The sequence below is a fragment of the Aeromonas sp. QDB20 genome (assembly GCF_027707805.1).
GTDB classification, from domain to species: Bacteria; Pseudomonadota; Gammaproteobacteria; order Enterobacterales; family Aeromonadaceae; genus Aeromonas; species Aeromonas dhakensis.
Map to the genome: position 1 here is coordinate 74742 of NZ_JAPCJC010000003.1, position 25187 is coordinate 99928.

Genomic DNA, 25187 nt, shown 5'->3' on the forward strand with positions numbered 1-25187 from the left:
GGATGCACGCAAGAGGATAAAGCACAATGTCCAAACAGATTATGGTGCCGGATATCGGCGCCGATGAAGTTGAAGTCACCGAGATCATGGTGGCCGTGGGTGACAAGGTCGAGCTGGACCAGTCCATCATCGCGGTAGAAGGCGACAAGGCCTCCATGGAAGTCCCGGCCCCGTCCGCCGGTATCGTCAAAGAGATCCTGATCAAGGTGGGCGACAAGGTTGCCACCGGTTCCCAGATCATGATCTTCGAAGCCGAGGGTGCTGCCGCACCTGCGCCTGCTCAGGCCGCTGCACCGGTTGCAGCCGCACCGGCCGCCGCTCCTGCTGCTGCCGCTCGCAAAGACGTGCACGTGCCGGACATCGGTGACGACGAAGTGGACGTGACCGAGATCATGGTTGCCGTGGGCGACATGGTTGAAGCCGACCAGTCCATCATCGCCGTGGAAGGTGACAAGGCCTCCATGGAAGTGCCAGCACCGTTCGCGGGCCGCGTGGTCGAGATCAAGGTTGCCGCTGGCGCCAAGGTCTCTACCGGTTCCCTGGTGATGGTGTTTGAAGTGGCTGGTGCCGCTCCTGCCGTTGCTGCTGCACCGGCCCAGGCTGCCGCTCCCGTGGCTGCTGCCCCGGTTGCCGCCGCTGCCAAAGAGGTCAATGTACCGGATATCGGTGGCGACGAAGTCGAAGTCACCGAGATCATGGTCGCCGTGGGTGACAAGGTTGAAGCCGACCAGTCCCTGATCGCCGTGGAAGGTGACAAGGCCTCCATGGAAGTGCCTGCGCCGTTCGCCGGTGTGGTCAAAGAGATCAAGGTGAAGGCGGGTGACAAGGTCTCCACCGGTTCCTTGATCATGGTATTCGAAGTGGCTGGTGCCGCTCCGGCTGTCGTGGCGGCTCCGGCTCCTGCCGCTGCACCTGTTGCCGCTCCGGCTGCCGCTGCTCCTGCGCCGGTTGCCCAGGCTGCTGCCGCCTCCGACTTCGTTGCCAACGATGCCTACGTCCACGCCTCTCCGGCGGTACGCCGTCTGGCTCGCGAGTTCGGTGTCAACCTGGCCAAGGTGAAAGCCTCCGGTCGCAAGGGCCGCATCGTCAAAGAAGACGTGCAGGCCTACGTGAAGGATGCGGTCAAGCGCGCCGAGTCCGCTCCGGCTGCAGGTCAAGGCACTGGCAACGGCATGAGTGTGCTGGCGTGGCCGAAGGTCGATTTCAGCAAGTTCGGTGATGTGGAAGAGGTCGATCTGACCCGCATCCAGAAGATCTCCGGTCCGAACCTGCACCGCAACTGGGTCATGATCCCCCATGTCACCCAGTTCGACGAAGCCGATACCACCGAGCTGGAAGCGTTCCGCAAAGAGCAGAACGCGATGCTCGAGAAGCAGAAGGCAGACGTGAAGATCACCCCGCTGGTGTTCATCCTGAAAGCCGCCGCCAAGGCGCTGGAAGCCCATCCGCGCTTCTGCAGCTCCCTGTCCGAAGATGGCAGCAAGCTGATCATGAAGAAGTACATCCATATCGGTGTGGCGGTGGATACCCCCAACGGTCTGGTTGTGCCCGTGGTGCGCGATGTCAACAAGAAGGGCATCATGGAGCTGTCTCGCGATCTGGCCGAGATCTCCAAGAAGGCTCGTGCCGGCAAGCTGACCGCTGCCGACATGCAGGGCGGTTGCTTCACCATCTCCAGCCTGGGTGGCATCGGTGGTACCAGCTTTACCCCGATCGTCAACGCGCCGGAAGTGGCCATCCTGGGCGTCTCCAAGTCCGAGATGAAGCCGAAGTGGAACGGCAAAGAGTTCGCGCCACGCCTGATGCTGCCGCTGGCCCTGAGCTACGACCACCGCGTCATCGATGGTGCCGATGGAGCCCGCTTCATCACCACCATGAACGGCGTGCTGTCCGACATCCGTCGACTGGTCCTGTAAGTGAGAGGGCGGGCCCAGAGCCTGCCCTTTTTACTTCTCATTTCGTTAACAGGATTGTAAACTTGCCCCGTTTTTTTCACGGCTGCAGCCGCCTTGTCCTGGCTTAAGACTGCGCTGTCCGGGGATATAAGAACGACAAAGAGGTCATGATGAGTAAAGAAATCAAAACCCAGGTCGTAGTACTGGGTGCTGGCCCTGCCGGTTATTCCGCTGCCTTCCGTGCGGCTGACTTGGGTCTGGATACCATTATCGTCGAGCGTTACTCCACCCTGGGGGGCGTCTGCCTGAACGTGGGCTGCATCCCGTCCAAGGCTCTGCTGCACGTCGCCAAAGTCATTGAAGAAGCCAAGGCGCTGGCCGAGCACGGCATCGTCTTCGGTGCCCCGCAGACCGACATCGACAAGGTGCGTCTGTGGAAAGAGAAGGTCATCAACCAGCTGACCGGCGGTCTGGCCGGCATGGCCAAGATGCGTAAAGTCCAGGTTGTGAACGGCTTCGGCAAGTTCACCGGCCCGAATACCCTGGAAGTGGAAGGCGCCGACGGCAAGACCACCGTCACCTTCGACAACGCCATCATCGCCGCCGGTTCCCGTCCGGTTAAGCTGCCGTTCATCCCCCATGACGACCCGCGCGTATGGGACTCTACCGATGCGCTGGAACTGACTACCGTTCCGGGCAAGCTGCTGGTCATCGGTGGCGGCATCATCGGTCTGGAGATGGGTACCGTGTACTCCTCCCTGGGCTCCGAGATCGACGTGGTGGAATTTGCCGACCAGCTGGTACCGGCTGCCGACAAAGACATCGTCAAGATCTACACCAAGCGCGTTGCCAAGAAATTCAACATCATGCTGGAGACCAAGGTCACCGCAGTTGAAGCTCGTGAAGACGGCCTGTACGTATCCTACGAAGGCAAGCACGCCCCGGCCGAGCCGGTTCGTTACGACAACGTGCTGGTTGCCGTAGGTCGCGTGCCGAACGGCAAGATGCTGGATGCCGAGAAGGCCGGCGTTGCCGTGACCGAGCGCGGTTTCATCGAGGTGGACAAGCAGCTGCGTACCAACGTGGCGCACATCCACGCCATCGGCGACATCGTCGGTCAGCCGATGCTGGCGCACAAGGGTGTGCACGAAGGCCACGTGGCTGCCGAAGTCATCGCCGGCAAGAAGCACTACTTCGACCCGAAAGTGATCCCGTCCATCGCCTACACCGAGCCGGAGATGGCCTGGGTTGGCCTGACCGAGAAAGAAGCCAAGCAACAGGGCCTGAACTTCGAAGTCGCCACCTTCCCGTGGGCTGCTTCCGGTCGCGCCATCGCGTCCGACTGCTCCGACGGCATGACCAAGCTGATCTTCGACAAGGAGAGCGGCCGCGTCATCGGTGGTGCCATCGTGGGTACCAACGGCGGTGAACTGCTGGGTGAAATCGGTCTGGCCATCGAGATGGGGGCCGACGCCGAAGACATCGCGCTGACCATCCACGCTCACCCGACTCTGCACGAGTCCGTGGGCCTGGCTGCCGAAGTGTTCGAAGGCTCCATCACCGACCTGCCGAACGCCAAGGCCAAGAAGAAGAAGTAATTCTCTTCCCGCACCATGAAAAAGCCGCTCAATCGAGCGGCTTTTTGTTTTTCAGCGGCAGACGGCTGGTTGTCAGCAGCGCCCCTTCTTCGCCTGGCCGGGCGGGCAGAAGGTGCCGTAGCCCCCCCGATCCCCGTCGCTGACCCGGATCCGGGTATCGTCCACGCTCACGTCGGCACCGTGCACCCGCACCGGCCCGCTGCTGCAGGCGCTGAGCAGCCCCCCCAGCACTATCATCACTACCAGCTTGCCCATAACTCCTCCTCTCATTTTCCTGATTATGGGGCATTTTCAGAAGTCGGTGGAGGCGGCGCAAAAGCGCCTGCGTCACGGCTTGCCGTGGTGGCGACAGAGGGCGCCGCAGCACCCTCTGTCGGGTGATGAAGTGAGCGCCAAAAGTTACAGCCGGAAGTTGCCGACCAGCTTGTCCAGCTCGCCGGAGAGGTGCTGCAGGCTGCGGCTCGACTCGGTGAGCTGGTGGGCGATGTCGGCGGTCTCCATGGTGAGCTGGTTGATGTCTTCCACGTTGCGGTTGATCTCGCCCACCACACTGGACTGCTCCTCGGTGGCGGTGGCGACCTGGATGTTCATGTCGCTGATCTGGGTGATGTGGGCGGTGATCTGGCCGAGGGCGCCGTTGGCGGCATCGGCCTGGGTGACCACTTCCAGGCTCTGGTTGCGGCCCTGGGTCATGGCGCTGACGGCGCGGGCGCTCTGCTCCTGCAGCCGGTTGATCATGCCCTGGATCTCGGCGGTGGAGGCGGCGGAGCGACTGGCGAGGTTGCGCACCTCGTCGGCCACCACCGCGAAGCCGCGGCCCTGCTCGCCGGCACGGGCGGCCTCGATGGCGGCGTTGAGCGCCAGCAGGTTGGTCTGCTCCGAGATGCTGCGGATGGTGTCGAGGATGCTGCCAATGGAGTCGGTCTGGCTGGCCAGCGACTCGATGACTCCGGCCACCCCTTCAATTTCGCCGGAGAGGCCGACGATGCCATGACGGGCCTGAGCCACCACGCCGGCCCCCGCATCCGCCTGCTCGTTGGCCTGTCTCGCCACTTCTGCGGCGAGGGAGGCATTGCCGGCGATTTCGCTCACGGTAGCCCCCATCTCGTGGATGGCGGTGGCCACCTGCACGGTGCGATCCCGCTGGGCGGTGCAGTTGTGCTGGGTGAGCTGGGCCTTGGCGGCCACCTCGTCGGCGGTGGCGGCCAGTTGATGGGAGTTGCGGGCTACCTGCTCGATGGCGCTGTGGATCTTGCTGACGAAGTGATTGAAGCTCACCGTGATCTCCGCCAGCTCGTCATTGCCCTTCAGCTGGGCACGGGAATCCAGCGCCAGGTGTTCGGCGGCATAGCCAATGTACTGTTGCAGGAAGCTGACGCGATTGCGCAGGCCACGCAGTACCAGAAAGGAGACCAGCAGGCAGATGACGAGTGCGCCTCCTATGATGGCGAGCATCTGGCTTTCGCCCCGTGCGAAGCTCTGCTGACTGATGGCGTGACGCTGCTGGGCCAGCTTCATCAGTTCGTCGAGCTGGGTATTGGCACTCTTGCGCATGGTGCCGTAGGTTACCGCGTAGCGCTCCTTGTAGATGCGCCGTGCACTCTCCATGTCCCCCTGTTCCATGGCGGCCAGCATGGGCTGCAACTCGCTCTTTTCCATCGCTTCGAATTGTTCGAACAGCTGCTGGGCATTTTGCCGCGCGGCAGGATCGACCTGGGCGTTGACCGCCAGCTGCATGGCTTGGCGCATCTCGGGGATGTCCTCTTCCCGTGTCTCCTTGACCCGGGTCAACACCCCTTTTTCATCCTTGAGCGAGGTTTCTTGTAACAGCATCATGTCGAGCCCCACCCGCATGCGGGGGATGCGCGACACTACCTCTGCCATGGCCCGCATCGGGGTGGCAGTGTTCTCGTAGAGCTCGGTGGCCTGTCGTTCGATAGCGCCCATGCTGCGAAGGCTGGCGGCGCCTACCAGCAGCAGCGCCAGGCAGGGCACGGCGACAGCCAGTATCAACTGGCTCTTGATTGTCAGTTTACCCTCTAGCATGGGTTCTCCTCGCTGATCATGACGATGTGAATTATCACAGTATAAATCGACGGATCTGGCGCCAACTTGAGCCTTTGTTAACAAACGGCCAACAAAAAGGGGCGCCATGCGCCCCTTGTGATATCAAAAACCTCAAAGTCGGAAGTTGCCGACCAGCTTGTCCAGCTCGCCGGAGAGGTGCTGCAGGCTGCGACTCGACTCGGTCAGCTGGTGGGCGATGTCGGCGGTCTCCATGGTGAGCTGGTTGATGTCCTCCACGTTGCGGTTGATCTCGCCCACCACGCTCGATTGCTCCTCGGTGGCGGTGGCGACCTGGATGTTCATGTCGCTGATCTGGGTGATGTGGGCGGTGATCTGGCTGAGGGCGCCGTTGGCGGCATCGGCCTGGGTGACCACTTCCAGGCTCTGGTTGCGGCCCTGGGCCATGGCGCTGACCGCGCGGGCGCTCTGCTCCTGCAGCCGGTTGATCATGCCCTGGATCTCGGCGGTGGAGGCGGCGGAGCGGCTGGCGAGGTTGCGCACCTCGTCGGCCACCACCGCGAAGCCACGGCCCTGCTCGCCGGCACGGGCCGCCTCGATGGCGGCGTTGAGCGCCAGCAGGTTGGTCTGCTCCGAGATGCTGCGGATGGTGTCGAGGATGCTGCCGATGGAGTCGGTCTGACTGGCCAGCGACTCGATGACCCCGGCCACCCCTTCAATCTCGCCGGAGAGGCCGACGATGCCATGACGGGCCTGGGCCACCACCACGGCGCCGGCGTCGGCCTGCTCGTTGGCCTGCTTGGCCACGTCAGCCGCCAGCGAGGCATTGCCGGCGATTTCACTCACGGTAGCCCCCATCTCGTGGATTGCGGTGGCTACCTGCACGGTGCGATCGCGCTGGGCGGTGCAGTTGTGCTGGGTCAGCTGGGCCTTGGCGGCCACCTCGTTGGCAGTTGCGGCGAGCTGGCGGGAGTTGTCGGCCACCTGCTCGATGGAGCCGTGGATCTTGGCGACGAAGTTGTTGAAACCGGTGGCCACCTGGGCCAGTTCATCCCGCCCTTCCACCTTGAGGCGCTGGGTCAGGTCGCCGTCGCCGCTGCCGAGTTCGCGGAACAGGCGGGCCAGCTGGTTGAGCGGGCGGCTCACCGAGCCGGCCAGCAGCATGCCGAGCAGGCCCATGCCGGCGGCGATGGCCAGGCTTACCAGCAGGATGTGCAGGCGGGCCCGATCCAGTTCGGCATAGATCTCCGCTTCTGGCACCTGGGCCACCAGGTACCAGTCGAGCAGGGGGATGTAGCTGCTGGCCAGCACCACCGGCTGACCATCCACCTCGGCGTGGGTGGCGGCAAAGGGCTGCTTGTTGAGCAGGTTGCCGCTGCCGCTTGCCAGCTGGGTCAGGCTGTCCCGGTCGATGCGGCTGGCGTCGGGGTGCAGCTTCACCTTGCCGCTGCCATCGGTCATGAAGACGAAGCCGCTGTCACCGATGCGGAAGTTGGCGAGCATGCTGACCATGCTGTCGAGGGACTTGGCGAGACCGGCCAGGCCGCGGCCATTGAGTTGCTGGAAGTTGACGAACAGCTTCACCTCGCCGTTGCTCTCGCGAAAGATGCTGAGCATCAGGTCTTGCTGGCTCTTGGTGTAGCCGTAGAACCAGGCGTCCTGCTCCGGGGTGAGGTTGCGCAGGAAGCCATCTTGGTTGTAGTAGGCGGCGCTCTGGCGATCGGCGAAGGAGGCGGTGACCAGACCATACTGGCTCGTCATATCCTTGAGCTGGTTGATGAGGATGGACTCCTGCTCCTTGGGCATGCCGCGCTCGACCCAGTCCAGCACGAAGCGATCGTTGGCCAGTTGCCTGGCGGCGCCGGCGACCGAGGTGAGATCCTTCTCGATCTCCTTGCCGATGCGCTGGGTCAGGTTGGGCAGCTCCTGCTCGAACATGCGGGTTTCGATCAGTTGCTGGGCCGAACGCTGGCTGAAGTAGCCTACCAGCAGGCAGGAGAGCACCACGGCGAGGGTGACCGTGGCCAGGATTTTCTGTTTGAGTGTCAGGCTTGCAAGCATAAGAGTGACTCGGATGGATGAACGCGGGATTGAGCACATATTAGCGGCAGCCCGGCGCCACCCTTGATAGGCCGGCCCATTTTATTGATGGATTACGTTTGCGCTCACATTGCCGCCTGACCGGGCCGTACCCGCCTGCGTCGGAATGCGCGCCGATAACCCTGCCAACTGTTGCGGTTCGCTTTGCGCACCTTATAGTAGGCTTCACTGCCTAGCTGGCTCGCCCTGGATTCAATGGAAAATCATATGCGCATCTTTCGTCGAGGATGGAACCCCCTGTTCCTGATTTTGCTGGCCTGCCTGCCGCTGATGGCGGCGGCCCAGTCCGAGCGGCCCAAAATTGCCCTGGTACTCAGCGGCGGCGGCGCCAAAGGGTCGGCCCACATCGGCATCCTCAAGGTGCTGGAGCAGAAGCGCATCCCGGTCGACATCATAGTGGGCACCAGCATGGGCTCCTACGTGGCGGGCATGTACGCCATGGGGCTCAGCGCCGAAGAGGTGGAGCGCACCACCCTGGCCATCGACTGGAACAAGGGCTATCAGGACAAGGTAGGGCGCGACGAACTCTCCCTGCGCAAGAAGCAGCAGAGCGAACAGTACCAGCTGCGCACCGACATCGGCATCAACGGCGACTCGGTCCAGTTCCCCGACGGCTTCTTCCAGGGCCAGTCCATGGCCAGCCTGCTGCGCCACGCCACCTCCAACCTGCCGGTACAGAAGAGCTTCAACGATCTGCCCATTCCCTACCGCGCCATGGCCACCGACATGGAGACGGTGACCCCCTTCGTGCTGGACCACGGCAGCCTGGCCAAGGCGATGCAGGCCTCCATGTCCATTCCCGGCGCCCTCAAACCGGTGGAGTGGGAGGGGCACATCCTGGCCGATGGCGGTACCGTCAACAACATGCCGGTGGACGTGGCCAAGGCGATGGGGGCCGACGTGGTGATCGCGGTGGACATCAGCGCCAGGCTGCGCACCCGCGAGTCCCTGAAGTCGGGGCTCGCCATGATCGACCAGCTCACCACCTACATGACCCAGGTTGGCACCGAGAAACAGAAGGCGCTGATGGGGTCAGACGACATTCTGCTGACGCCCGAGTTTGGCAACATGGGCATCGCCGACTTCGCCCTGATGCCGGAGGGGATCAAGCTCGGGGAGGAGGTGGCCAACCGCGCCTCGGCCCGGCTCGACAAGCTCTCCCTCTCGCCGGCCGCCTATGCCGCCTATCGCAACCAGAAGCTGAGCCGGCGTGCCGAGCGCAGCGGCCAGCCCGCCTACTACATCGACAAGGTGGAGATCATCAACAAGTCCCGTCTCTCCGACGAGACGGTGCGCGCCATGCTGAAGGTGCGTCCCGACAAGATCCAGACCAACGAGAGCCTGGAGGCAGGCATTCGCCGGCTCTATGCGCTGGAGTCGTTCGATCGCATCACCTACGAGGTGGTGGAGCGGGGTGGCGAGAACGTGCTGGTGGTTGACGCCAGCGAGAAGAACTGGGGGCCGGGTTACCTCAACTTCCAGTTCGGCTTCTCCGATGACTTCGAGAGCAGCTCCAACTACAACGTGGGCATGTCCTACACCCTCACCAACGTCAACGACTGGGGGGGCGAGTGGCTGACCGAGGCATCGCTCGGTACCGCCAAGCACTTCAAGACCGACTTCTATACCCCGCTGGAGCCCTCCCAGACCTTCTTCGGTGAGGCGAGCCTGGCCTATGACAAGACCCAGCGCCGCATCTTCATGCCCGAGGAGACGCGGGCGGCCGATGGGGTGAGCTATGTCGACTCCGAATACAGCTTCACCAGCGTCGATCTGGCGGTGGGCTGGAATCGTCAGCCCTGGAGCCGTCTCTCGCTCGGGCTGGAGGGAAAAATGGGGGATATAGACATTCGCAACGTGGCGGATGCCAAGGTGGATGCCTCCTCCTGGGGCCCCTATGTCCGTTTCGAGCACGACACCCTCGACAGCCGCTACTTCCCCTATCAGGGCGCCTACTGGGACATCAAGGGGGGTTACTCCGCCGTCCGGCTGGATGACAGCAGTGACATCAATGATCGCTACGAGGGGGTCAACTACCACCTGGCGATGATCAAGCCCTGGTCCTGGGACAGACACAGCCTCAACCTGCTGCTGGAGGGAGGGGGCTCCACCTCCCAGGAGGAGTACCCGCTGTTCGTGCAGGATCTGGGCGGACTGTTCCGCATGTCCGGCTTCCAGCGCTACCAGCTGAGCGGCCGCTACAGCCTGTTTGGCGGGCTGCGCTACATCTACCGGGTGGCTGACAACGACTTCGGCGCGCTGCGGGCCCCACTCTATCTGGGGGGCTCCATCGAGCAGGGTGGGGTGTGGAACAGCGGCAGGGATATCAGCGTGGAGAGCTCTTTCACCGCCGGCTCCGTCTACGTCGGGGTGGAGAGCTTCCTCGGCCCCATCTTCCTCGGCTACGGCATGGCGGAGGGGGGCAACGACATGTTCTATCTGCAATTGGGCAGCACGTTCGAATAACGGGAAAATGATGCCTTTTTGTTAACTTATTTCTGGTGTGCCATTTATCCACTTGTAAAACATCAGCAAGTTTAGATGGTTATGTCGTTTTGATGAATATCTGTACAGGCTTTGGATTTTAATTAGTCGTTAAAACTTATATAGTGGGGGGCACCCTACGGGTGTCCCGCAAGGACGATCGCCGCGAGCGTGGGCGAACCCCAAAAAAAGACCAAAGAGGAATTAGTCGTGCTTGAAACATACCGTAAACACGTCGCAGAACGTGCCGCCGAAGGCGTGGTTGCCAAACCTCTGGACGCAGAGCAGGTCGCCGCCCTGGTTGAACTGCTCAAGAACCCGCCCGCCGGTGAACAAGACTTTCTGAAAGAGCTGTTGTCCTCCCGTATTCCCCCAGGCGTTGATGAAGCGGCCTATGTCAAAGCCGGTTTCCTCACCGCCGTCGCCAAGGGCGAAGCCCACTCTCCCATCCTCACCGCTGCCGAAGCCGTCGAGCTGCTCGGTACCATGCAGGGTGGTTACAACATTCAGCCGTTGATCGACCTGCTGGACGACGCGACCCTGGCTCCTCTTGCCGCCAAGGGCCTCTCCCACACCCTGCTGATGTTCGACTCCTTCCACGACGTGGAAGAGAAGGCCAAGGCCGGCAATGCCCACGCCAAGCAGGTGATGCAATCCTGGGCCGACGCCGAGTGGTTCCTCTCCCGCCCCGAATTGGCCGAGAAGATCACCGTCACCGTGTTCAAGGTGACCGGCGAAACCAACACCGACGATCTGTCACCGGCGCCGGACGCCTGGTCCCGCCCGGACATTCCGCTGCACGCCCTGGCCATGCTGAAGAACGCCCGTCCCGGCATCACCCCGGACAAGGATGGCGTCATCGGCCCGATCAAGACCATCGATGCCCTGAAAGAGAAAGGTTTCCCGCTGGCTTACGTGGGTGACGTGGTCGGTACCGGCTCTTCCCGTAAATCCGCCACCAACTCGGTGCTCTGGTTCATGGGCGACGACATTCCGTTCGTGCCGAACAAGCGCGCCGGCGGCGTTTGCCTCGGTGGCAAGATTGCCCCCATCTTCTTCAACACCATGGAAGATGCCGGCGCCCTGCCCATCGAAGTGGATGTCTCCAAGCTGGAAATGGGCGATGTGATCGACATCTACCCGTACCAGGGCAAGATCTGCAAGCACGGCACCGACCAGGTGCTGGCCCAGTTTGAACTGAAGACCGACGTGCTGATCGACGAAGTGCGTGCCGGTGGCCGGATTCCGCTGATCATTGGCCGTGGCCTGACCGACAAGGCCCGCGAAGCGCTGGGTCTGCCGTTCTCCACCGTGTTCCGTCGTCCGCAGCCTGTCGCCGACACCGGCAAGGGCTTCACCCTAGCCCAGAAGATGGTGGGCAAGGCGTGCGGCGTGAAGGGCATCCGCCCGGGCACCTACTGTGAACCCAAGATGACCACGGTCGGTTCCCAAGACACCACGGGCCCGATGACCCGCGACGAGCTGAAAGACCTGGCCTGTCTTGGCTTCTCCGCCGACCTGACCATGCAGTCCTTCTGCCACACCGCGGCCTATCCCAAGCCCATCGACGTGCAGACCCACCACACCCTGCCGGACTTCATCATGAACCGCGGCGGCGTGAGCTTGCGTCCGGGTGACGGCGTCATCCACTCCTGGCTGAACCGCATGCTGCTGCCGGATACCGTGGGTACCGGTGGTGACTCCCACACCCGTTTCCCCATCGGGATCTCCTTCCCGGCGGGCTCTGGCCTGGTGGCCTTCGCCGCCGCCACTGGCGTGATGCCGCTGGACATGCCGGAATCCGTGCTGGTGCGCTTCAAGGGCGAGCTGCAGCCGGGCATCACCCTGCGTGACCTGGTCCATGCCATCCCGTATGCCGCCATCCAGAAAGGGCTGCTGACCGTCGAGAAAGCGGGCAAGAAGAACATCTTCTCCGGCCGCATCCTCGAGATCGAAGGTCTGCCGACCCTCAAAGTGGAGCAGGCATTCGAGCTGGCGGACGCCAGCGCCGAGCGCTCCGCCGCCGGTTGCACCATCAAGCTGGATAAAGAGCCGATCATCGAGTATCTGAAGTCCAACATCGTGATGCTGAAATGGATGCTCTCCGAAGGCTACGGCGACGTGCGCACCATTACCCGCCGCATCAAGGGGATGGAAGAGTGGCTGGCGAATCCGGTGCTGATGGAAGCGGACAAGGACGCCGAGTACGCCGAGATCATCGAGATCGATCTGGCCACCATCAAGGAGCCGATCCTGTGTGCGCCGAACGATCCGGACGATGCCCGCCTGCTGAGCAGCGTGGCCGGCGACCAGATCGACGAGGTGTTCATCGGTTCCTGCATGACCAACATCGGCCACTTCCGCGCCGCCGGCAAACTGCTCGAGAAGTACCAGGGCGAGCTGCCGACCCGCATGTGGATCGCCCCGCCCACCAAGATGGACAAGGATCAGCTGACCGAAGAGGGCTACTACGGCATCTTCGGCCGGGTCGGTGCCCGCATCGAGATCCCGGGCTGCTCCCTCTGCATGGGCAACCAGGCGCGGGTAGCGGAAGGGGCCTCCGTGGTTTCCACCTCCACCCGCAACTTCCCGAACCGTCTGGGCAAGGGTGCCAACGTCTATCTGGCTTCTGCCGAACTGGCTGCGGTTGCCGCCATCCTCGGCAAGATCCCGACCGTGGCCGAGTACCTGCAGTATGCCAAGTCGCTGGATGCCACTGCCGCCGACACCTATCGCTACCTCAACTTCAACGAGATCGCCTCCTACACCAAGAAGGCCGATGCGGTGATCCTGCAGCAAGCGGTATAAGGGGAGGCGCCGACAGGGCGCATCCGTACTGACTCCAAGCCCCGGCCCGTGCCGGGGCTTTTGTTTGTCTCGCTGTCAGCAGCTGGTCAATCTTTGCGCATGTTAGGGCCTGATTCAGCATCGGCTGTTAAGGTGGGCTGCCATGTTTGCTGTATGGTCCCGCCATGTCGATGTCGCCGCTCAACCTGGATTTCTCCCGCACCTGGCTAAGGTTCGGATGCACCTTGCTGCTGTTCATGCTGCCCTTTTCGCTCGGGCTGTGGACCATCTACCTCGGTCATCTGCAGACGCTGGATCGCCAGTCGCAACGCTCGGCCCGGCAGGCGGTCACCCTGATGGAGACCATGCTGACCCACGCAGAGGGGGCCAACCAGGCCTTGCGTCCCTTCGTTGACAAACCGTGCGAGCAGGCCCTGTTCACCCTGCGCCAGCAGGTGGCGCTGGTGCCCTTCGTGCGCACCGTCAACCTGGTGGGGGAGCAGGGGATCTACTGCAACTCGCTGTTTGGTGCTATCCAGTGGCCGGATCGGCTCGAGCACTACAGCGGTGGCCGACTGCGGTTGATGGCCGGCAATCAGGTGAGGGCCGATCACCCCCTGCTGGCGCTGCGCGACAGCGAGGGCAAGGGCGCCATCTTCAGCACCATAGACGGCGACTACCTGCGCTTTATGCTGGTGCTGAGTGGCCACCCCTGCACCCTGCTGCTGCACGTAGGCAAACAGTGGCTGGATGAGCGGGGCGTGCTGAGTGAAGAGCCGCAGGCGCCCTCCATGCTGGCCGGCCATGAGATCCGCTCTGCCCGCTACCCGCTCTCCATCTATGCCGGGCACGATCTCCCTTCGCTCTGGCGCTCCCTCTGGCAGACCCGCCCCTGGGCCATCCTGCTGTTGCTGGGGATCTGCTTCGGTTTTGCCCTGCTCATCTGGTGGTTGCTGGGGCGACCCCGTTCCCCCGGAATCGAGCTGGCCCGTGCCCTGCGCAACCGGGAGTTCGTACCCTATCTGCAACCACTGGTGGAGGCGGGGAGTGGTCGGGTGATGGGAGGCGAGGTGTTGATGCGCTGGCAGCACCCGACGGCCGGGCTGATCCGCCCCGATCTCTTCATCCCCCAGGCGGAGGCGAGCGGACTGATCGTGCCGATGACCACCCTGCTGATGGAGGAGGTGGCCCGCGAGCTGAGCATGGCGCGAGAGCTGGTACCCCACGGCTTTCACATCAGCTTCAACATCAGTGCCGTCCACTGCCGCGACATGACGCTGCTTGCCGGGTGCCGGCGCTTCCTCGATCACTTCGCGCCTGGCCAGGTGGTGCTGGTGCTGGAGCTGACCGAGCGGGAGTTGCTGGTGGCGGATCCCAGGACGCTGGCGCTGTTTCGCCGGCTCGACGAGATGGGGGTCAGGCTGGCCATCGACGACTTTGGTACCGGCCACTCCAGCCTGCACTATCTGCAGCAGTTCCATGTGGACTATCTCAAGATAGACAAGTCATTTATCGGCAGGATCGGCACCGAATCCCTCTCCGAGCGCATAGTCGACAACGTGATCGATCTGGGAACCCGGCTCGGCCTCGCGCTGGTGGCCGAGGGGGTGGAGACGCGCCGGCAGGCCGACTATCTGAGGGGCAAGGGGGTCGACTACCTGCAGGGCTATCTGTTTGGCCGCCCGCTGCCGCTGCGCGAATTTCAGGAGGTGCTGCGCCACTCCTGCGTCGATCCCGCGCGGCAGGCGCTCTCGGCCTGAGTCGTCAGGTGAGGGCGTGCAGCCACTCCGCGAGCCTGGCGTGGGCACTGCCGGGGGTGGGAGGCGCGGGGGCGAGCAGGTGATAGCCGGTACCATCCGCAATGAAGCCGAGCGGCGCCACCAGCAGGCCGGCTTCTATGTCGTCGCACACCTGCCGGTAGGGGCCGATGGCGACTCCCAGCCCGGCAACCGCCGCCTGCAGGCTGAAGTAGAAGTGCTCGAAGGTCTGCCCCGGTGCCTCCTCGCCGGCGGACTGGCCGGCGTGCTGCAGCCACTCCTGCCAGGCCCCCGGCCGGGTCTTGGTGTGCAGGCGGGGGGCGCCAGGGCGCAGGGCCGGGCCGTTGGCCCCCGTTTCGAAGAACTGTGCCACCTTGCCCGGCTGGCAGACCGGCCCGGTCAGCTCCTCGAACAGCGGCTGGCTGTAGAGCTCGGCGGGCCACTGGAAGTCGTTGCGCCGGATGGCGAGATCGATGCCGCTGCCGAAGTTGAGGGCACCGCCACCGGCCATCAGATGCACGTCCAGCTCGGGGTGCAGGGCCTGGAAGGCGGGCCAGCGCGGGATCAGCCAGCGCATCAGCAGGGTCGGCTCGCAGGAGATGACCAATGAGGATGGTCGCCCCTGCTGGCGCAGTGCCTGCGCCGTCTGGCGGATGCCGCCCAGCCCCTCCCTGACCGCCTGATAGAGCCGTTCGCCCGCCTCGGTCAGAAAGACCCGGCGCTGGCGCCGCTCGAACAGCATGACCCCCAGATCCTCCTCCAGCAGGCGCACCGCCCGGCTGACTGCGCCGTGGGTGAGGTGCAGCTCGTCGGCGGCGCGGCTGAAGTGTTCGGTGCGGGCCGCCACCTCGAAACAGCGCAGCGCAGTCAGGGCCGGCAGCGACAGGCTTTTCTGTGAATTATTCTCACCGTTCATGTCAGAAGTTATCGTTCGTTATTGGTGCTATGGCCAAATAAAATAGCCGATATTCCATCTGATTAGGACTGTTTTCATGACCGAACTGTTAGCCGTAGTGGCCATTACCTTCTTTGCCGTCATCAGCCCCGGGCCCGACTTCGCCATGGTGTCGCGCAACAGCCTGCTGCTCTCGCGCCGCAGCGGGGTGCTGACGGCGCTCGGCATCGGCGCCGGGGTCTGCGTGCACGTCACCTACACCCTGCTCGGGGTGGGGCTGCTGATCCAGCAGTCGCTCTGGCTGTTCAATCTCATCAAGCTGGCGGGGGCCGCCTACCTCATCTTTCTCGGCATCAAGATGCTGCGGGCCAAACCGGCGACCGCCGAGGTGCTGGCCGAGCAGCCCGCCCTCTCCAGCCTGGGGGCGCTGCGCACCGGTTTTCTGACCAATGTGCTCAACCCAAAGACCACCATCTTCATCGTCAGCCTGTTCATGCAGGTGGTGCAGCCGCAGACGCCGCTGGCGGTCCAGCTCGGTTACGGCGCCTTCATCGTGCTGGCCCACGCCGTCTGGTTCAGCGCGGTGGCGATCTTCTTCTCCACCGACTCGGTACGGGGTCGGCTGCTGGCGGTGCGCCACTGGATTGATCGGGTGTTTGGCGCTCTGCTGGTGGGATTCGGCATGCTGCTGGCACTGACCCAGCAGACGCGCTGAGGCGAGGGGAGAGGCGCTCTCCCCTATCCACCCCCGACTGTAGGGGCTTGTTTTTCATGCCTTGTGGTCCGCTTTTCGGTAGAATTGGCGCTCATTTTGACGTCAATAAAGATGAGGGGCGGTATGACGGTCAGGTTCCAGGCATTTCACAGCATCAAGGCGATAGGTCAGCGGGAGGTGCTGTTCAACTGGTCCAGGACCAATCCCCTCGGCGCACTGGAGCAGGTGTGGCGTCCGAAGAATCGCGACGAACTGCAGCAACTGCTGCGGGAAAATCCCGAGCGCAAGCTGCGCCTCATCGGCTCCGGTCTCTCCTTCGAACCCATCCACAGCGTCTATGCCGAGGGCAGCCAGGCGCTGCTGGTAGACTTGCACCACCTGCGCGGTCAGCTAGGGCAGACCGCCGACACCGTCACCTATCAGGCGGGCACCCCGCTCGACACCGTCTACGCCGATCTCATCGCCATGGAGCGTATGCTGCCGGCTTCCCCCGGCGTCATCGGCATCCAGACCCTGGGCGGTGCGCTCAGCACCGGCACTCACGGCCAGGGGCTGCACCAGTCCGCCCTCTGTGATGCGGTGGCGGCCCTGACCGTGATGTTGGCCAGTGGCGACATCATCCGGGTGGATCGTACCGACTCCCGCTTCGGTGCCTTCGTGATGGGGATGGGCATGCTCGGCATCCTGCTCGACGTCACCCTGCAGACCGTGCCCAACCGCATCATGCGCTGCACCAAGTTCACCACCGACTACCCCTTCCTGCTGGAACACAACGAGCGGCTCAACCGCGAGCACGCCTTCGTGAAAAGCTGGTGGTTCGCCTGGACCGGCGAGAGCCACATCTGGCTGGTGGACCCCGCCTCCGAGGAGGAGGTGGCCCGCTACCGCGCCGGTGGCAGCGAGCCGCTGCTGCTGGAGGGCGACATCGACGCCCGCATGAATGCCACCATAGATGCGACTCTGCAGAAGATGGCCAAGGACACCAAGGATGAGGCGCTGGCCGGCGAGCACTTCGAGACGGTGCGCCGCTTCAAGGATGCCTCCGATCTGGTGGGCAACGTCTACCAGATCCTCTGCAAGGGGATCCCGGCGCCCCAGATCAACTGTGAAGTGGCGGTGCCGCTGCATCGAATGAACGAGGCGCTGGAGACCCTGCAAGCGTGGCAGCAGGCCAACCCCGGCGTGCTGCATTACCCCTTTATTCTGCGCTGCACCGGCCCCTCCGAGGCCTGGCTCAGCGCCGCCTACGACCAGTCGGTCTGCTGGATCGGGTTCCTGGTCTATCTCGCGGCGGACGGCACCTTCGTCAACGGCTCCATGGAGCAGATGCGCGAGCTGCAGCAACTGCTGGTGCCGCTCGGCGGCATCCCACACTTTGGCAAGCACCTGGCGATGGATCTCTACGACTTCCCGGCCCTGCTGCCGCGCTGGCACGACTTCCTGGCCCTCAAGGGCGAGCTCGACCCCCACGGCCGCTTCGAAAACCGCTGGCTCGCCGACCTGTTTGCCAACCGGTAAGGATCTGACATGACCGATATGCAAGATACCCGCATCCCAGTGACCCTGCTGACCGGCTTTCTCGGCAGCGGCAAGACCACCTTGCTCAACCACTGGGTCAAGCAGCCCGAGCTTGGCGAGTGCGCTGTACTGATCAACGAGTTCGGCTCGGTGGGGCTGGATCACCACCTGGTGCAGCAGGTGGACGAGCAGGTGGTGCTGCTCGATTCCGGCTGCATCTGCTGCTCGGTGCAGGGCTCCCTGGTGGAGGCGCTGCAAGGGCTGTTTATGAAGGCTATCCAGCGGAAAATTAAGCCTTTTAAACGACTCATTATCGAGACCACAGGCCTCGCCGATCCGGCCCCCGTGCTGTTCACGTTGAGGGAGGAGGGCTTTATCGCCCAGCGTTACCGCTTCGACGGCACCGTCACCGTGGTGGATGCCGGCCATATCGAGCTGCAGCTGGCGGCTCAGTATGAAGCGGTGAAACAGGTGGCGCTGGCGGATCTGCTGGTGGTGAGCAAGGGCGACCTGGTGGATGAGGAGACGCTGGCACGGGTCGAAGCCCAGCTGGCGACCCTCAACCCGGCGGCGCCCATCGAGCGGGTGATCAACGGCGAGCTGTCGCCCGCCGCGCTTGAAAAATTGGGCGCCTACAACGAGGAGGCGGGGCGCGACGTGCGTCAGCTGCTGGCCTGGCTGCGCACCGAATCCCCGAAACAGGGGCTGGCGTCGCCGATGCAGCCGAAGATGAAGCCGTTCGCCGCCAAGGTGGGCACGGCCGCGCCGACCCACTTCGAGCACGGCAATATCGAGAGTTTCTCCCTGCGCATCGGCGAGCCGCTCAAGCCCTCCCGCCTGCTGGCCGCCATTGACGCGGTGCAGGCGCAATACGGCGATGCGCTGCTGCGGCTCAAGGGCATATTGCAGTTGGAGGGGGAGAGCCAGCCGGTGGTGATCCACGGCGTCCACGGCCAGCTCTATCCGCTGCAGGCGCTGGGAGAGTGGCCGGAAGGCAAGGCCCAGTCCCGGCTGGTGTTCATCGTGAAGAGTCAGGACAAGGCGGGCATAGAGCGGTTGTTTCTTGATACCCTCAAGGCACCCGAGCCCAGCCTGGAAGAGCAGCTCAGAGCCATGCTCGGCCAGCCTGATGCCTGATGTAATGAGATGACCCGCGCTTGTGCGGGTCTTTTTTTGTCTGAAGAGGAGGTGGCTGCAGATGCCCGATAGCACACACATGGTGACCCCTGCCCAGCGCAAATGGCTGCCGCCACTCACGGCGGTCGGTTTCTTCATGCAGACGCTGGATGGCACCATCCTCAACACCGCCCTGCCCAGCATGGCCGAGACCCTGGGCGAGAGCCCGCTGCAGATGCAGTCGGTGATCATCGCCTACATGCTGACGGTGGCGCTGCTCATTCCCGCCTCCGGCTGGCTGGCGGACCGATTCGGTACCCGCCGCATCTATCTGGCCGCCATCCTGCTGTTTACCCTGGGCTCTCTGGCCTGCGCCGCCGCCAACTCCCTGCCGGTGCTGGTGGCCGCCCGGGTGCTGCAGGGGATCGGTGGCGCCCTGCTGATGCCGGTCGGCAGGCTGGCGGTACTGCGGGTCTACAGCAAGCACGAGCTGCTGCGGGTGATGTCGTTCGTCACCATCCCCGGCCTGGTAGGGCCGCTGATCGGCCCGGCACTGGGTGGCTGGCTGGTGGAAGTGGCGAGCTGGCACTGGGTGTTTCTCATCAACCTGCCGGTGGGGTTGCTCGGCTTCATCGCCAGCTGGTACTTCATGCCGGACTTGCGCCAGAGCACGGCCAAGTTCGACTGGCAGGGATTCGTGATGTTCAGCGCCGGCATGGTGCTGGTGTCGGTGGGCCTGCAGGGGCTGGGGGAGCACAGCATCTCCACCGGCTGGGCGCTGTTTGCCCTGCTGTTCGGGCTGGCCGCCATGGCGAGTTACTGGCTCTACGCCGCCAATGCCGAGGAGCCGCTGTTCGGGCTGGGGCTGTTCAAGACCAGCACCTTCGCCATCGGCATCTGGGGCAACCTGTTCGCCCGCCTCGGCAGCGGCGCCATGCCGTTTCTCACCCCGCTGTTTCTGCAACTGGGGCTCGGCTTCTCGCCGAGCAAGGCGGGGATGACCATGATCCCCACCGTGCTGGGGGCCATGCTGACCAAGACGCTGGTGAACAAGCTCATTCCGCGCATCGGCTATCGCCGCATCCTGATCGGCAACACCCTGGCGCTCGGGGTGATGATCGCCAGCTTCTCCCTCATCGACAACCAGCTCCCCTACGGGGTGCTGCTGGGCTGGCTGATGGTGTTCGGCGCCATCAACTCGCTGCAGTTCTCCGCCATGAACACCCTGACCCTGCAGGATCTCAGCCCGGAGTTCGCCAGCAGCGGCAACGGCCTGCTGTCGGTGGTGATGCAGCTCTCCATGAGCCTGGGGGTGGCCATCGCCGCCAGTCTGCTGGGGCTCTTCTCTGCCGGCTCGGCGGCGGCGGATGGCCAGTGGCTGGGAGGCTTTCACCTCACCTACCTCTGCATCGGCCTGATGTCGATGCTGGCGGCGCTGATCTTTGCCCAGCTGGCGCGGGACAAGCGCTGAGCCGCGGGCTCAGGGGGCCGGGAGGTAGCTCACCTGGCAGGGTAGTTGGGTCAGCAGTCCGGCCAGGTGGGCGGTTTCCAGCAGGAAGGTCTGCTCGGGGTGGCCCGGCGTCCAGGTAAAGGCGTGGTGGGCCATGAGCACAGGATCCACCAGCAGCGGGATGTCGGCGCGGGGCAGGAAGGGGCAGACCGCGCCCGGCAGGCAGCCGATCTCGGCCTGCATCTCGTCGGCGGTGCAGATGGAGGGCTTGGCGCCGAGCGCCGCCTTGACCGCCTTGTTGTCGAGCCGGCCGTCCCTGTGGGTCAGCAGCAGCGCAAAGCGGCCATCCTTGAACTTGAGAAACAGGGTCTTGCTGAACTCGGCCTGCCAGCCGAGGCGGGCTCTCACCTTTTCATCGGTGGCGTAGTCGAGGATGGGCTCGTGCTCGAAACGCTGATGGGGCAGCCCGGCCAGCAGCCGGCAGTTGAAGTCGTGAATGGTATCGAGTGGCATGGGGTTCTCCTGTGATGGCAGCCATCCTGCCACTTGCCGCGGCACAGGCCCAATCACGGTTTCTTATCCGTTATCAGCTCCGTCCATCAGCAACAAGGGCACCCGTGGGTGCCCTTGTCGTTCAGTGGTGCTGCAATGCGCCCGCTTCCCAGTGAAAGGGAATGGGGCAGAGCCGTTGGGAGGCCTTGTCGTAGCACGCCCACAGCTCGCCAATGGTGCGGCCATCGACGGGGTGGTAGAACTTGGGCGCCAGCTCGGCCAGTGGCCAGAGCACGAAGGCGTTGGTGAGGATCTCGCCGCGCGGCAGCACCAGCGGCGTCTCGCAGACCAGCTCGCCGTAGAGCAGCAGATCGAGATCCAGGGTGCGCGGGGCGAACTTCTTGGCATCCGGCTCGCGGCCGTGGGCGAACTCCATGGCGCGCAGCCGTTGGCACAGGGTCGCCAGCGGCAGCTCGGTGTCGGCACCCACCACCAGGTTGTAGAAGGGGCGGCCGTTGAAGCCTACCGCCTCGCTCTCGAACACCCGGGAGACCTGCAGCTCGCCAAACTCGGCCTGCAGCGCATCGAGGCCGGCGCGGATATGGCGTTCCCGCTCGATGTTGGATCCCAGGCTGATATAGATGCGGGTCATCAGTTGGCGCTCGCGGCCGGGGTGCGGTGACGCAGGATCTCGACCCCGACGCCGGCGGCATTGGGGACGGCACCCGGCTTGGTCAGGGTGACCTTGACCCACTGCACCCGTTCGTCGGCCAGCACCAGCATGGCGACCTGTTCGGCCATGGTTTCGACCAGCTCCACCACCTTGCTGGCGACGTGATCACAGATCTTGCGAGAGAGGGTGGCGTAATCCAGTGCCAGATTGATATCGTCGGTTGCGGCGGCGGGGCGGTTGTCGAACCCCATCTCGAGGTCGAAACAGAGCTTCTGGCGAATGCCTTTCTCCCACTCGTATACACCGATAGTGGTCAAAACCTCGAGTCCGCGAATAAACACCTTGTCCATGACAGTACTTCTTCTTTACTCTTGATGGGCTGTGATGACAGCGCAGGGATGCAGGCTTGGCCAGCGGATGAGTGCCGGCGGCCGGTTTGGGCGACACGCGGTGGGCAACCCCACGCAGGCGCCAGAGAATGTGGCCCGCATCATACCCCATTCATATCGTGGTAAAAACGACCAAGATGACGGCCCTGACGATTTTGATGATTATTCTGGCCTACCTGGGCGGCTCGCTGTCCAGTGCTGTGCTGGTTTCCCGCATCACGGGTCTGCCGGATCCCCGTGATCATGGCTCCCACAACCCGGGGGCCACCAATGTGCTGCGCCTCGGTGGTCGGCTGGCGGCCGTGGTGGTGCTGCTGCTCGATGTGCTCAAGGGCACGGCTCCCGTCTACCTCGCCTGGTATCTGCAGATCAAACCCGTCTACCTCGGCTTCATCGGGGTGGCTGCCTGTCTCGGCCACATGTACCCCATCTTCTTCCACTTTCGTGGCGGCAAGGGGGTGGCCACGGCGCTCGGCACCATGATGCCCATCGGCTTCACCATGGGGGGCGCGGTGATCGGCACCTGGCTGCTGGTGCTGCTGGTGAGCGGCTATTCGTCGCTGGCCTCCATCATTACCGTGCTGCTGACCCCGCTCTTTACCTACCTGCTCAAGCCGGAATACACGCTGCCGGTGTCGCTGCTCTCCTGCCTCATTCTGATCCGCCATCACGAGAACATCGCCCGCCTGCTGAAAGGGGAGGAGCCCAGAGTCTGGGGCCGCCAGAACCGCGCCGAGCAGGAAGAAGTGCTGGAAATGGATGATCCTGAGCAAAAAAGAGACGAACGAGACAAAAAGTGAAATTTCCCGTTGACCACCTGCCTTAAAATCCGTTTAATAGCGCCCACGCCCAGATAGCTCAGTCGGTAGAGCAGGGGATTGAAAATCCCCGTGTCGGCGGTTCGATTCCGTCTCTGGGCACCAAATTTTGGTGTCGTGAAAGAAAAACTTGTTCATGCACAATGGTTTAAAGTGTGCCGGCTTAGCTCAGTAGGTAGAGCAACTGACTTGTAATCAGTAGGTCACCAGTTCGATTCCGGTAGCCGGCACCATTTGCCCAGATAGCTCAGTCGGTAGAGCAGGGGATTGAAAATCCCCGTGTCGGCGGTTCGATTCCGTCTCTGGGCACCACTTATAATTCCTCCTTAGCTCAGTCGGTAGAGCGACGGACTGTTAATCCGCAGGTCGCTGGTTCGAGCCCAGCAGGAGGAGCCAATTCAAAAGCCCAGCAGCAATGCTGGGCTTTTTCTTTGCCCGTTTTCCGGCCTCCGGTGCCCCATTGAGCAAGATCTCTCCAGCTCGACGGCAAGTTGTCGCAGCGCTCCTGCCGTATCGTTCCCGCCAGTGACTTCCCCCGCCCGCCTAGTATGATGGCGTGATGAGTCCCTATTCTGCCCATCTTGCCCTGGCGGCCTCTGCCGCATCGGTGGGCGCAGGAGAACGGGACCGCTTTCTTGAGTGAGGTCATGCATGAATGCAACAGAGCTTTGGCAGCTTTCCCCCGAACAGTTCAACGAGTGGCGCCGGGCCAACGACTACCCCCTGATCTGGGATCTGCTGGTGGCGTCGCTGCCCCATTTCGACGACTGGATGACGGAGCAGAAGATCGACAAGCAGGTGATCTTCCAGATCGGCATCGCCCGCTTCATCAGCTCCCGCTGCGTGCTGAGCCTGTGTCTCTACATGAGCGACGACAAGATCAGACTCTATGAGACAGCCTCGAGCGCGCTGGAGTCCCTGCGCAAGAGCGGGCTGATCCGCGCCGAGACGCGCTTTGAACCCTACTGCATGTGGCTGGCCGGCAAGCATGGCAAGGACGAGGTGAAGCGGGTACAGAGCCTGCTCTCTGTCTCCGAGAACAACAAGGGGGAGGCCCAGGTACTGGGCAGGCACCGGTTGCTCAACATCGGCGGTGTCGAGTTGAAAAGCCCCATCATCTCCGGCCGGCTGCTCGACTTCACCTGCCTGGACGAGCTCTCGCTGGATGGCGCCGTCAACAACTCCAAGGTCTATCTGTGGCACTGCTCGGCCAAGGGGGTGAGGGTCAACGGCGGGGTGATCGGGCTCGATCTGTTCGACTCCCTGTTGTGGGACCACAGGGCCTGGGCCAAGAAGCGGGAGCTGGCGCTGGAGGACGGGGTGTTTCAGGACTTCACCATAGAGTGCGAGGAGATCCGCTTTCACTCCTCCCGGGCGGTGCTGAAAAACTTCAACGTGCGGGCCAAGAACTTCGACGCCACCATGGAGCACACCAACCTGGACAAGGTGCAGGTGGCCTACAACGAGAATGGCCGGGTCGATCACAGCGAGGCCAGCAAGCTCTATCGCAACGCCAAGCGGCTCTTCTCCAGCGTGGGCGACACCGTCGATGCCGGCGAGTGCTACTACAAGGAGAAGTTGCACGAGATGAAGTCGCTGGCGAGCCCCAGGGAGCTGTTCAAGGAGTGCTGGCTGCGCAGCGGCTGGCTCAAGAAAGGCTGGCTCACCCTGCTGTGCTACCTGAAGTGCGCCGCCAAGTTCATCAGCTTCATCACCTGGGGCTTCGGCGAGCGGCCGATCCGCAGCCTGCTGCTGTCGATGGGGGTGATCCTGCTGGCGACCCTGACCTATTATCTGGCGCCGGGATCGGTCACCCATGACCATCTTGGGCGCTCGCTCTATTTCAGCATCGTCACCTTCGTGACCCTGGGCTATGGCGACATCTCCCAAACCTCCTCCCCGCTCCAGCTGCTGTCGGCCATCGAGGCCTTCTGCGGCATGTTCCTGACCGGGCTGTTCCTGGCGGGGTTTGCCTCCAAGACCAAGCAGTATTGACGGCTCGCCGGTCACTGATCGAGCAGGTCAGCCGGCTGGCGTGATCTCCTGCATCTTGAGCCAGAAGGCCTCCTGGCAGGGGTTGTGGAACAGCTTGCGCACAGGGGTGATGGGGATGGGGCTGGCGACCACCCGGTAGCTGATCCAGCACTCCGGGCAGACTTGTGGCGAGGGCTCTTCGTCCAGCTCCAGCTGGTGGCAGATGACCACGCCGTTGGCGAACCAGTAATGGGTCTGCCGGTGGTGGGTCAGGGTGCCGCTCTCGTCCTGCTCGCTGTGTTGTTCGCTCTGCTGGCGAACGAGTATCGCCGGTCCTGCCTGGCGATGGATGGCCCTGATATAGGTCACGAGGTCGTTCATGGTGCTGCCTATGTTGCTGCCGGATGGTGAATGACGGAGTCGATTGCCGATGGGGAAGCTTACCCGCGCAGGCGCTGGGCGGCAATCCGCTCCGGTCGCCCCTTGTTTCGCCGACCGGCC

Annotated in this window: 19 protein-coding genes and 4 tRNA genes; 15 read left to right on the top strand and 8 right to left on the bottom strand. The window is 63.4% G+C overall.

Annotated features, from left to right (window positions below; translation table 11 throughout):
- The first annotated feature begins 26 nt into the window (after positions 1-26).
- The gene (gene aceF / locus PG897_RS04140; protein WP_270828746.1) at positions 27-1916 is read left to right on the top strand and encodes a pyruvate dehydrogenase complex dihydrolipoyllysine-residue acetyltransferase; all 1890 of its coding nucleotides are present in this window, start codon (positions 27-29) and stop codon (positions 1914-1916) included.
- A gap of 149 nt (positions 1917-2065) precedes the next feature.
- A complete protein-coding gene (gene lpdA, locus PG897_RS04145; protein ID WP_005305622.1) occupies positions 2066-3493 on the top strand; it encodes a dihydrolipoyl dehydrogenase in 1428 nt (475 codons plus the stop codon).
- A 72-nt stretch (positions 3494-3565) separates the two neighbouring features.
- Here lpdA and PG897_RS04150 read toward each other — a convergent pair whose 3' ends face one another.
- The 3 genes from PG897_RS04150 to PG897_RS04160 all read right to left on the bottom strand — a co-directional run bounded on the left by PG897_RS04150 (position 3566) and on the right by PG897_RS04160 (position 7579).
- Positions 3566-3748, bottom strand: a complete 183-nt coding sequence (locus PG897_RS04150; protein WP_017779057.1) for a hypothetical protein — start codon at positions 3746-3748, stop codon at positions 3566-3568.
- Between the two features lie 144 nt (positions 3749-3892).
- Positions 3893-5539: a methyl-accepting chemotaxis protein gene (locus PG897_RS04155; RefSeq protein WP_017779058.1), complete on the bottom strand. Its 1647-nt coding sequence runs from the start codon at positions 5537-5539 to the stop codon at positions 3893-3895.
- A 132-nt stretch (positions 5540-5671) separates the two neighbouring features.
- Positions 5672-7579 carry a methyl-accepting chemotaxis protein gene (locus PG897_RS04160; RefSeq protein ID WP_043171610.1) on the bottom strand — a complete coding sequence of 636 codons (1908 nt, stop codon included), beginning with the start codon at positions 7577-7579 and terminating at the stop codon, positions 5672-5674.
- 246 nt (positions 7580-7825) lie between these two features.
- Here PG897_RS04160 and PG897_RS04165 point away from each other — a divergent pair, with 246 nt between their 5' ends.
- The 3 genes from PG897_RS04165 (at position 7826) to PG897_RS04175 (ending at position 14649) form a co-directional block, all read left to right on the top strand.
- On the top strand, positions 7826-10084 hold the full coding sequence (locus tag PG897_RS04165) for a patatin-like phospholipase family protein (RefSeq protein ID WP_043171609.1): 2259 nt from the start codon (positions 7826-7828) through the stop codon (positions 10082-10084).
- Between the two features lie 228 nt (positions 10085-10312).
- Positions 10313-12910 (top strand): bifunctional aconitate hydratase 2/2-methylisocitrate dehydratase, encoded by a 2598-nt coding sequence (acnB, locus tag PG897_RS04170; protein WP_005305603.1) that lies wholly within the window; start codon positions 10313-10315, stop codon positions 12908-12910.
- A 164-nt stretch (positions 12911-13074) separates the two neighbouring features.
- Entirely contained in the window at positions 13075-14649 is a 1575-nt protein-coding gene (locus PG897_RS04175) for an EAL domain-containing protein (protein ID WP_201885251.1), read from the top strand.
- A gap of 4 nt (positions 14650-14653) precedes the next feature.
- Here the strand turns inward: PG897_RS04175 and PG897_RS04180 are convergent, their stop codons facing one another.
- Complete coding sequence (locus PG897_RS04180; protein WP_201885239.1) at positions 14654-15562, bottom strand: LysR family transcriptional regulator; 909 nt, start codon at positions 15560-15562, stop codon at positions 14654-14656.
- Between the two features lie 76 nt (positions 15563-15638).
- Here PG897_RS04180 and PG897_RS04185 point away from each other — a divergent pair, with 76 nt between their 5' ends.
- From PG897_RS04185 to mdtD, 4 genes are all read left to right on the top strand, one after another.
- Positions 15639-16256, top strand: coding sequence for a LysE family translocator (locus tag PG897_RS04185; protein ID WP_005305594.1), 618 nt, complete (start codon positions 15639-15641; stop codon positions 16254-16256).
- A gap of 123 nt (positions 16257-16379) precedes the next feature.
- The gene (locus tag PG897_RS04190) at positions 16380-17774 is read left to right on the top strand and encodes a D-arabinono-1,4-lactone oxidase (protein WP_043171605.1); all 1395 of its coding nucleotides are present in this window, start codon (positions 16380-16382) and stop codon (positions 17772-17774) included.
- Positions 17775-17783: 9 nt separating this feature from the next.
- Complete coding sequence (locus PG897_RS04195; protein ID WP_043171604.1) at positions 17784-18911, top strand: CobW family GTP-binding protein; 1128 nt, start codon at positions 17784-17786, stop codon at positions 18909-18911.
- Between the two features lie 61 nt (positions 18912-18972).
- A complete protein-coding gene (mdtD, locus tag PG897_RS04200) occupies positions 18973-20361 on the top strand; it encodes a multidrug transporter subunit MdtD (protein ID WP_043171602.1) in 1389 nt (462 codons plus the stop codon).
- Between the two features lie 9 nt (positions 20362-20370).
- Here the strand turns inward: mdtD and PG897_RS04205 are convergent, their stop codons facing one another.
- From PG897_RS04205 to folB, 3 genes are all read right to left on the bottom strand, one after another.
- The gene (locus PG897_RS04205; RefSeq protein WP_043171601.1) at positions 20371-20853 is read right to left on the bottom strand and encodes a YbaK/EbsC family protein; all 483 of its coding nucleotides are present in this window, start codon (positions 20851-20853) and stop codon (positions 20371-20373) included.
- Between the two features lie 121 nt (positions 20854-20974).
- A complete protein-coding gene (folK, locus tag PG897_RS04210; protein ID WP_043171599.1) occupies positions 20975-21484 on the bottom strand; it encodes a 2-amino-4-hydroxy-6-hydroxymethyldihydropteridine diphosphokinase in 510 nt (169 codons plus the stop codon).
- Positions 21484-21855 carry a dihydroneopterin aldolase gene (gene folB, locus PG897_RS04215; protein WP_010635977.1) on the bottom strand — a complete coding sequence of 124 codons (372 nt, stop codon included), beginning with the start codon at positions 21853-21855 and terminating at the stop codon, positions 21484-21486. Before folB ends, folK begins: the two co-directional genes overlap by 1 nt.
- Before the next feature lie 176 nt (positions 21856-22031).
- Between folB and plsY the strand changes: the two genes are divergently transcribed.
- The 6 genes from plsY (at position 22032) to PG897_RS04245 (ending at position 24707) form a co-directional block, all read left to right on the top strand.
- Positions 22032-22694: a glycerol-3-phosphate 1-O-acyltransferase PlsY gene (gene plsY / locus PG897_RS04220; RefSeq protein WP_016352149.1), complete on the top strand. Its 663-nt coding sequence runs from the start codon at positions 22032-22034 to the stop codon at positions 22692-22694.
- A gap of 47 nt (positions 22695-22741) precedes the next feature.
- Positions 22742-22817: transfer RNA gene (locus tag PG897_RS04225), tRNA-Phe, on the top strand.
- Between the two features lie 52 nt (positions 22818-22869).
- Positions 22870-22945: transfer RNA gene (locus tag PG897_RS04230), tRNA-Thr, on the top strand.
- A 3-nt stretch (positions 22946-22948) separates the two neighbouring features.
- Positions 22949-23024: transfer RNA gene (locus tag PG897_RS04235), tRNA-Phe, on the top strand.
- 8 nt (positions 23025-23032) lie between these two features.
- Positions 23033-23108: transfer RNA gene (locus tag PG897_RS04240), tRNA-Asn, on the top strand.
- 255 nt (positions 23109-23363) lie between these two features.
- Positions 23364-24707 carry a potassium channel family protein gene (locus PG897_RS04245; RefSeq protein ID WP_010635979.1) on the top strand — a complete coding sequence of 448 codons (1344 nt, stop codon included), beginning with the start codon at positions 23364-23366 and terminating at the stop codon, positions 24705-24707.
- A 27-nt stretch (positions 24708-24734) separates the two neighbouring features.
- Here the strand turns inward: PG897_RS04245 and PG897_RS04250 are convergent, their stop codons facing one another.
- Positions 24735-25067, bottom strand: coding sequence for a hypothetical protein (locus PG897_RS04250; RefSeq protein WP_026139286.1), 333 nt, complete (start codon positions 25065-25067; stop codon positions 24735-24737).
- Positions 25068-25187 lie beyond the last annotated feature (120 nt).

What these genes read in the sequence shown, in the direction of transcription:
- lpdA (WP_005305622.1), top strand. Translation starts at nt 2,066, where the DNA reads ATGAGTAAAGAAATCAAAACCCAGGTCGTAGTACTGGGTGCTGGCCCT.
- PG897_RS04160 (WP_043171610.1), bottom strand. Translation starts at nt 7,579, where the DNA reads ATGCTTGCAAGCCTGACACTCAAACAGAAAATCCTGGCCACGGTCACC.
- PG897_RS04190 (WP_043171605.1), top strand. Translation starts at nt 16,380, where the DNA reads ATGACGGTCAGGTTCCAGGCATTTCACAGCATCAAGGCGATAGGTCAG.
- PG897_RS04185 (WP_005305594.1), top strand. Translation starts at nt 15,639, where the DNA reads ATGACCGAACTGTTAGCCGTAGTGGCCATTACCTTCTTTGCCGTCATC.
- PG897_RS04175 (WP_201885251.1), top strand. Translation starts at nt 13,075, where the DNA reads ATGTCGATGTCGCCGCTCAACCTGGATTTCTCCCGCACCTGGCTAAGG.
- PG897_RS04250 (WP_026139286.1), bottom strand. Translation starts at nt 25,067, where the DNA reads ATGAACGACCTCGTGACCTATATCAGGGCCATCCATCGCCAGGCAGGA.
- plsY (WP_016352149.1), top strand. Translation starts at nt 22,032, where the DNA reads ATGACGGCCCTGACGATTTTGATGATTATTCTGGCCTACCTGGGCGGC.
- folK (WP_043171599.1), bottom strand. Translation starts at nt 21,484, where the DNA reads ATGACCCGCATCTATATCAGCCTGGGATCCAACATCGAGCGGGAACGC.
- folB (WP_010635977.1), bottom strand. Translation starts at nt 21,855, where the DNA reads ATGGACAAGGTGTTTATTCGCGGACTCGAGGTTTTGACCACTATCGGT.
- PG897_RS04245 (WP_010635979.1), top strand. Translation starts at nt 23,364, where the DNA reads ATGAATGCAACAGAGCTTTGGCAGCTTTCCCCCGAACAGTTCAACGAG.
- PG897_RS04180 (WP_201885239.1), bottom strand. Translation starts at nt 15,562, where the DNA reads ATGAACGGTGAGAATAATTCACAGAAAAGCCTGTCGCTGCCGGCCCTG.
- PG897_RS04150 (WP_017779057.1), bottom strand. Translation starts at nt 3,748, where the DNA reads ATGGGCAAGCTGGTAGTGATGATAGTGCTGGGGGGGCTGCTCAGCGCC.
- PG897_RS04205 (WP_043171601.1), bottom strand. Translation starts at nt 20,853, where the DNA reads ATGCCACTCGATACCATTCACGACTTCAACTGCCGGCTGCTGGCCGGG.
- mdtD (WP_043171602.1), top strand. Translation starts at nt 18,973, where the DNA reads ATGCCCGATAGCACACACATGGTGACCCCTGCCCAGCGCAAATGGCTG.
- PG897_RS04195 (WP_043171604.1), top strand. Translation starts at nt 17,784, where the DNA reads ATGACCGATATGCAAGATACCCGCATCCCAGTGACCCTGCTGACCGGC.
- PG897_RS04155 (WP_017779058.1), bottom strand. Translation starts at nt 5,539, where the DNA reads ATGCTAGAGGGTAAACTGACAATCAAGAGCCAGTTGATACTGGCTGTC.
- PG897_RS04165 (WP_043171609.1), top strand. Translation starts at nt 7,826, where the DNA reads ATGCGCATCTTTCGTCGAGGATGGAACCCCCTGTTCCTGATTTTGCTG.
- aceF (WP_270828746.1), top strand. Translation starts at nt 27, where the DNA reads ATGTCCAAACAGATTATGGTGCCGGATATCGGCGCCGATGAAGTTGAA.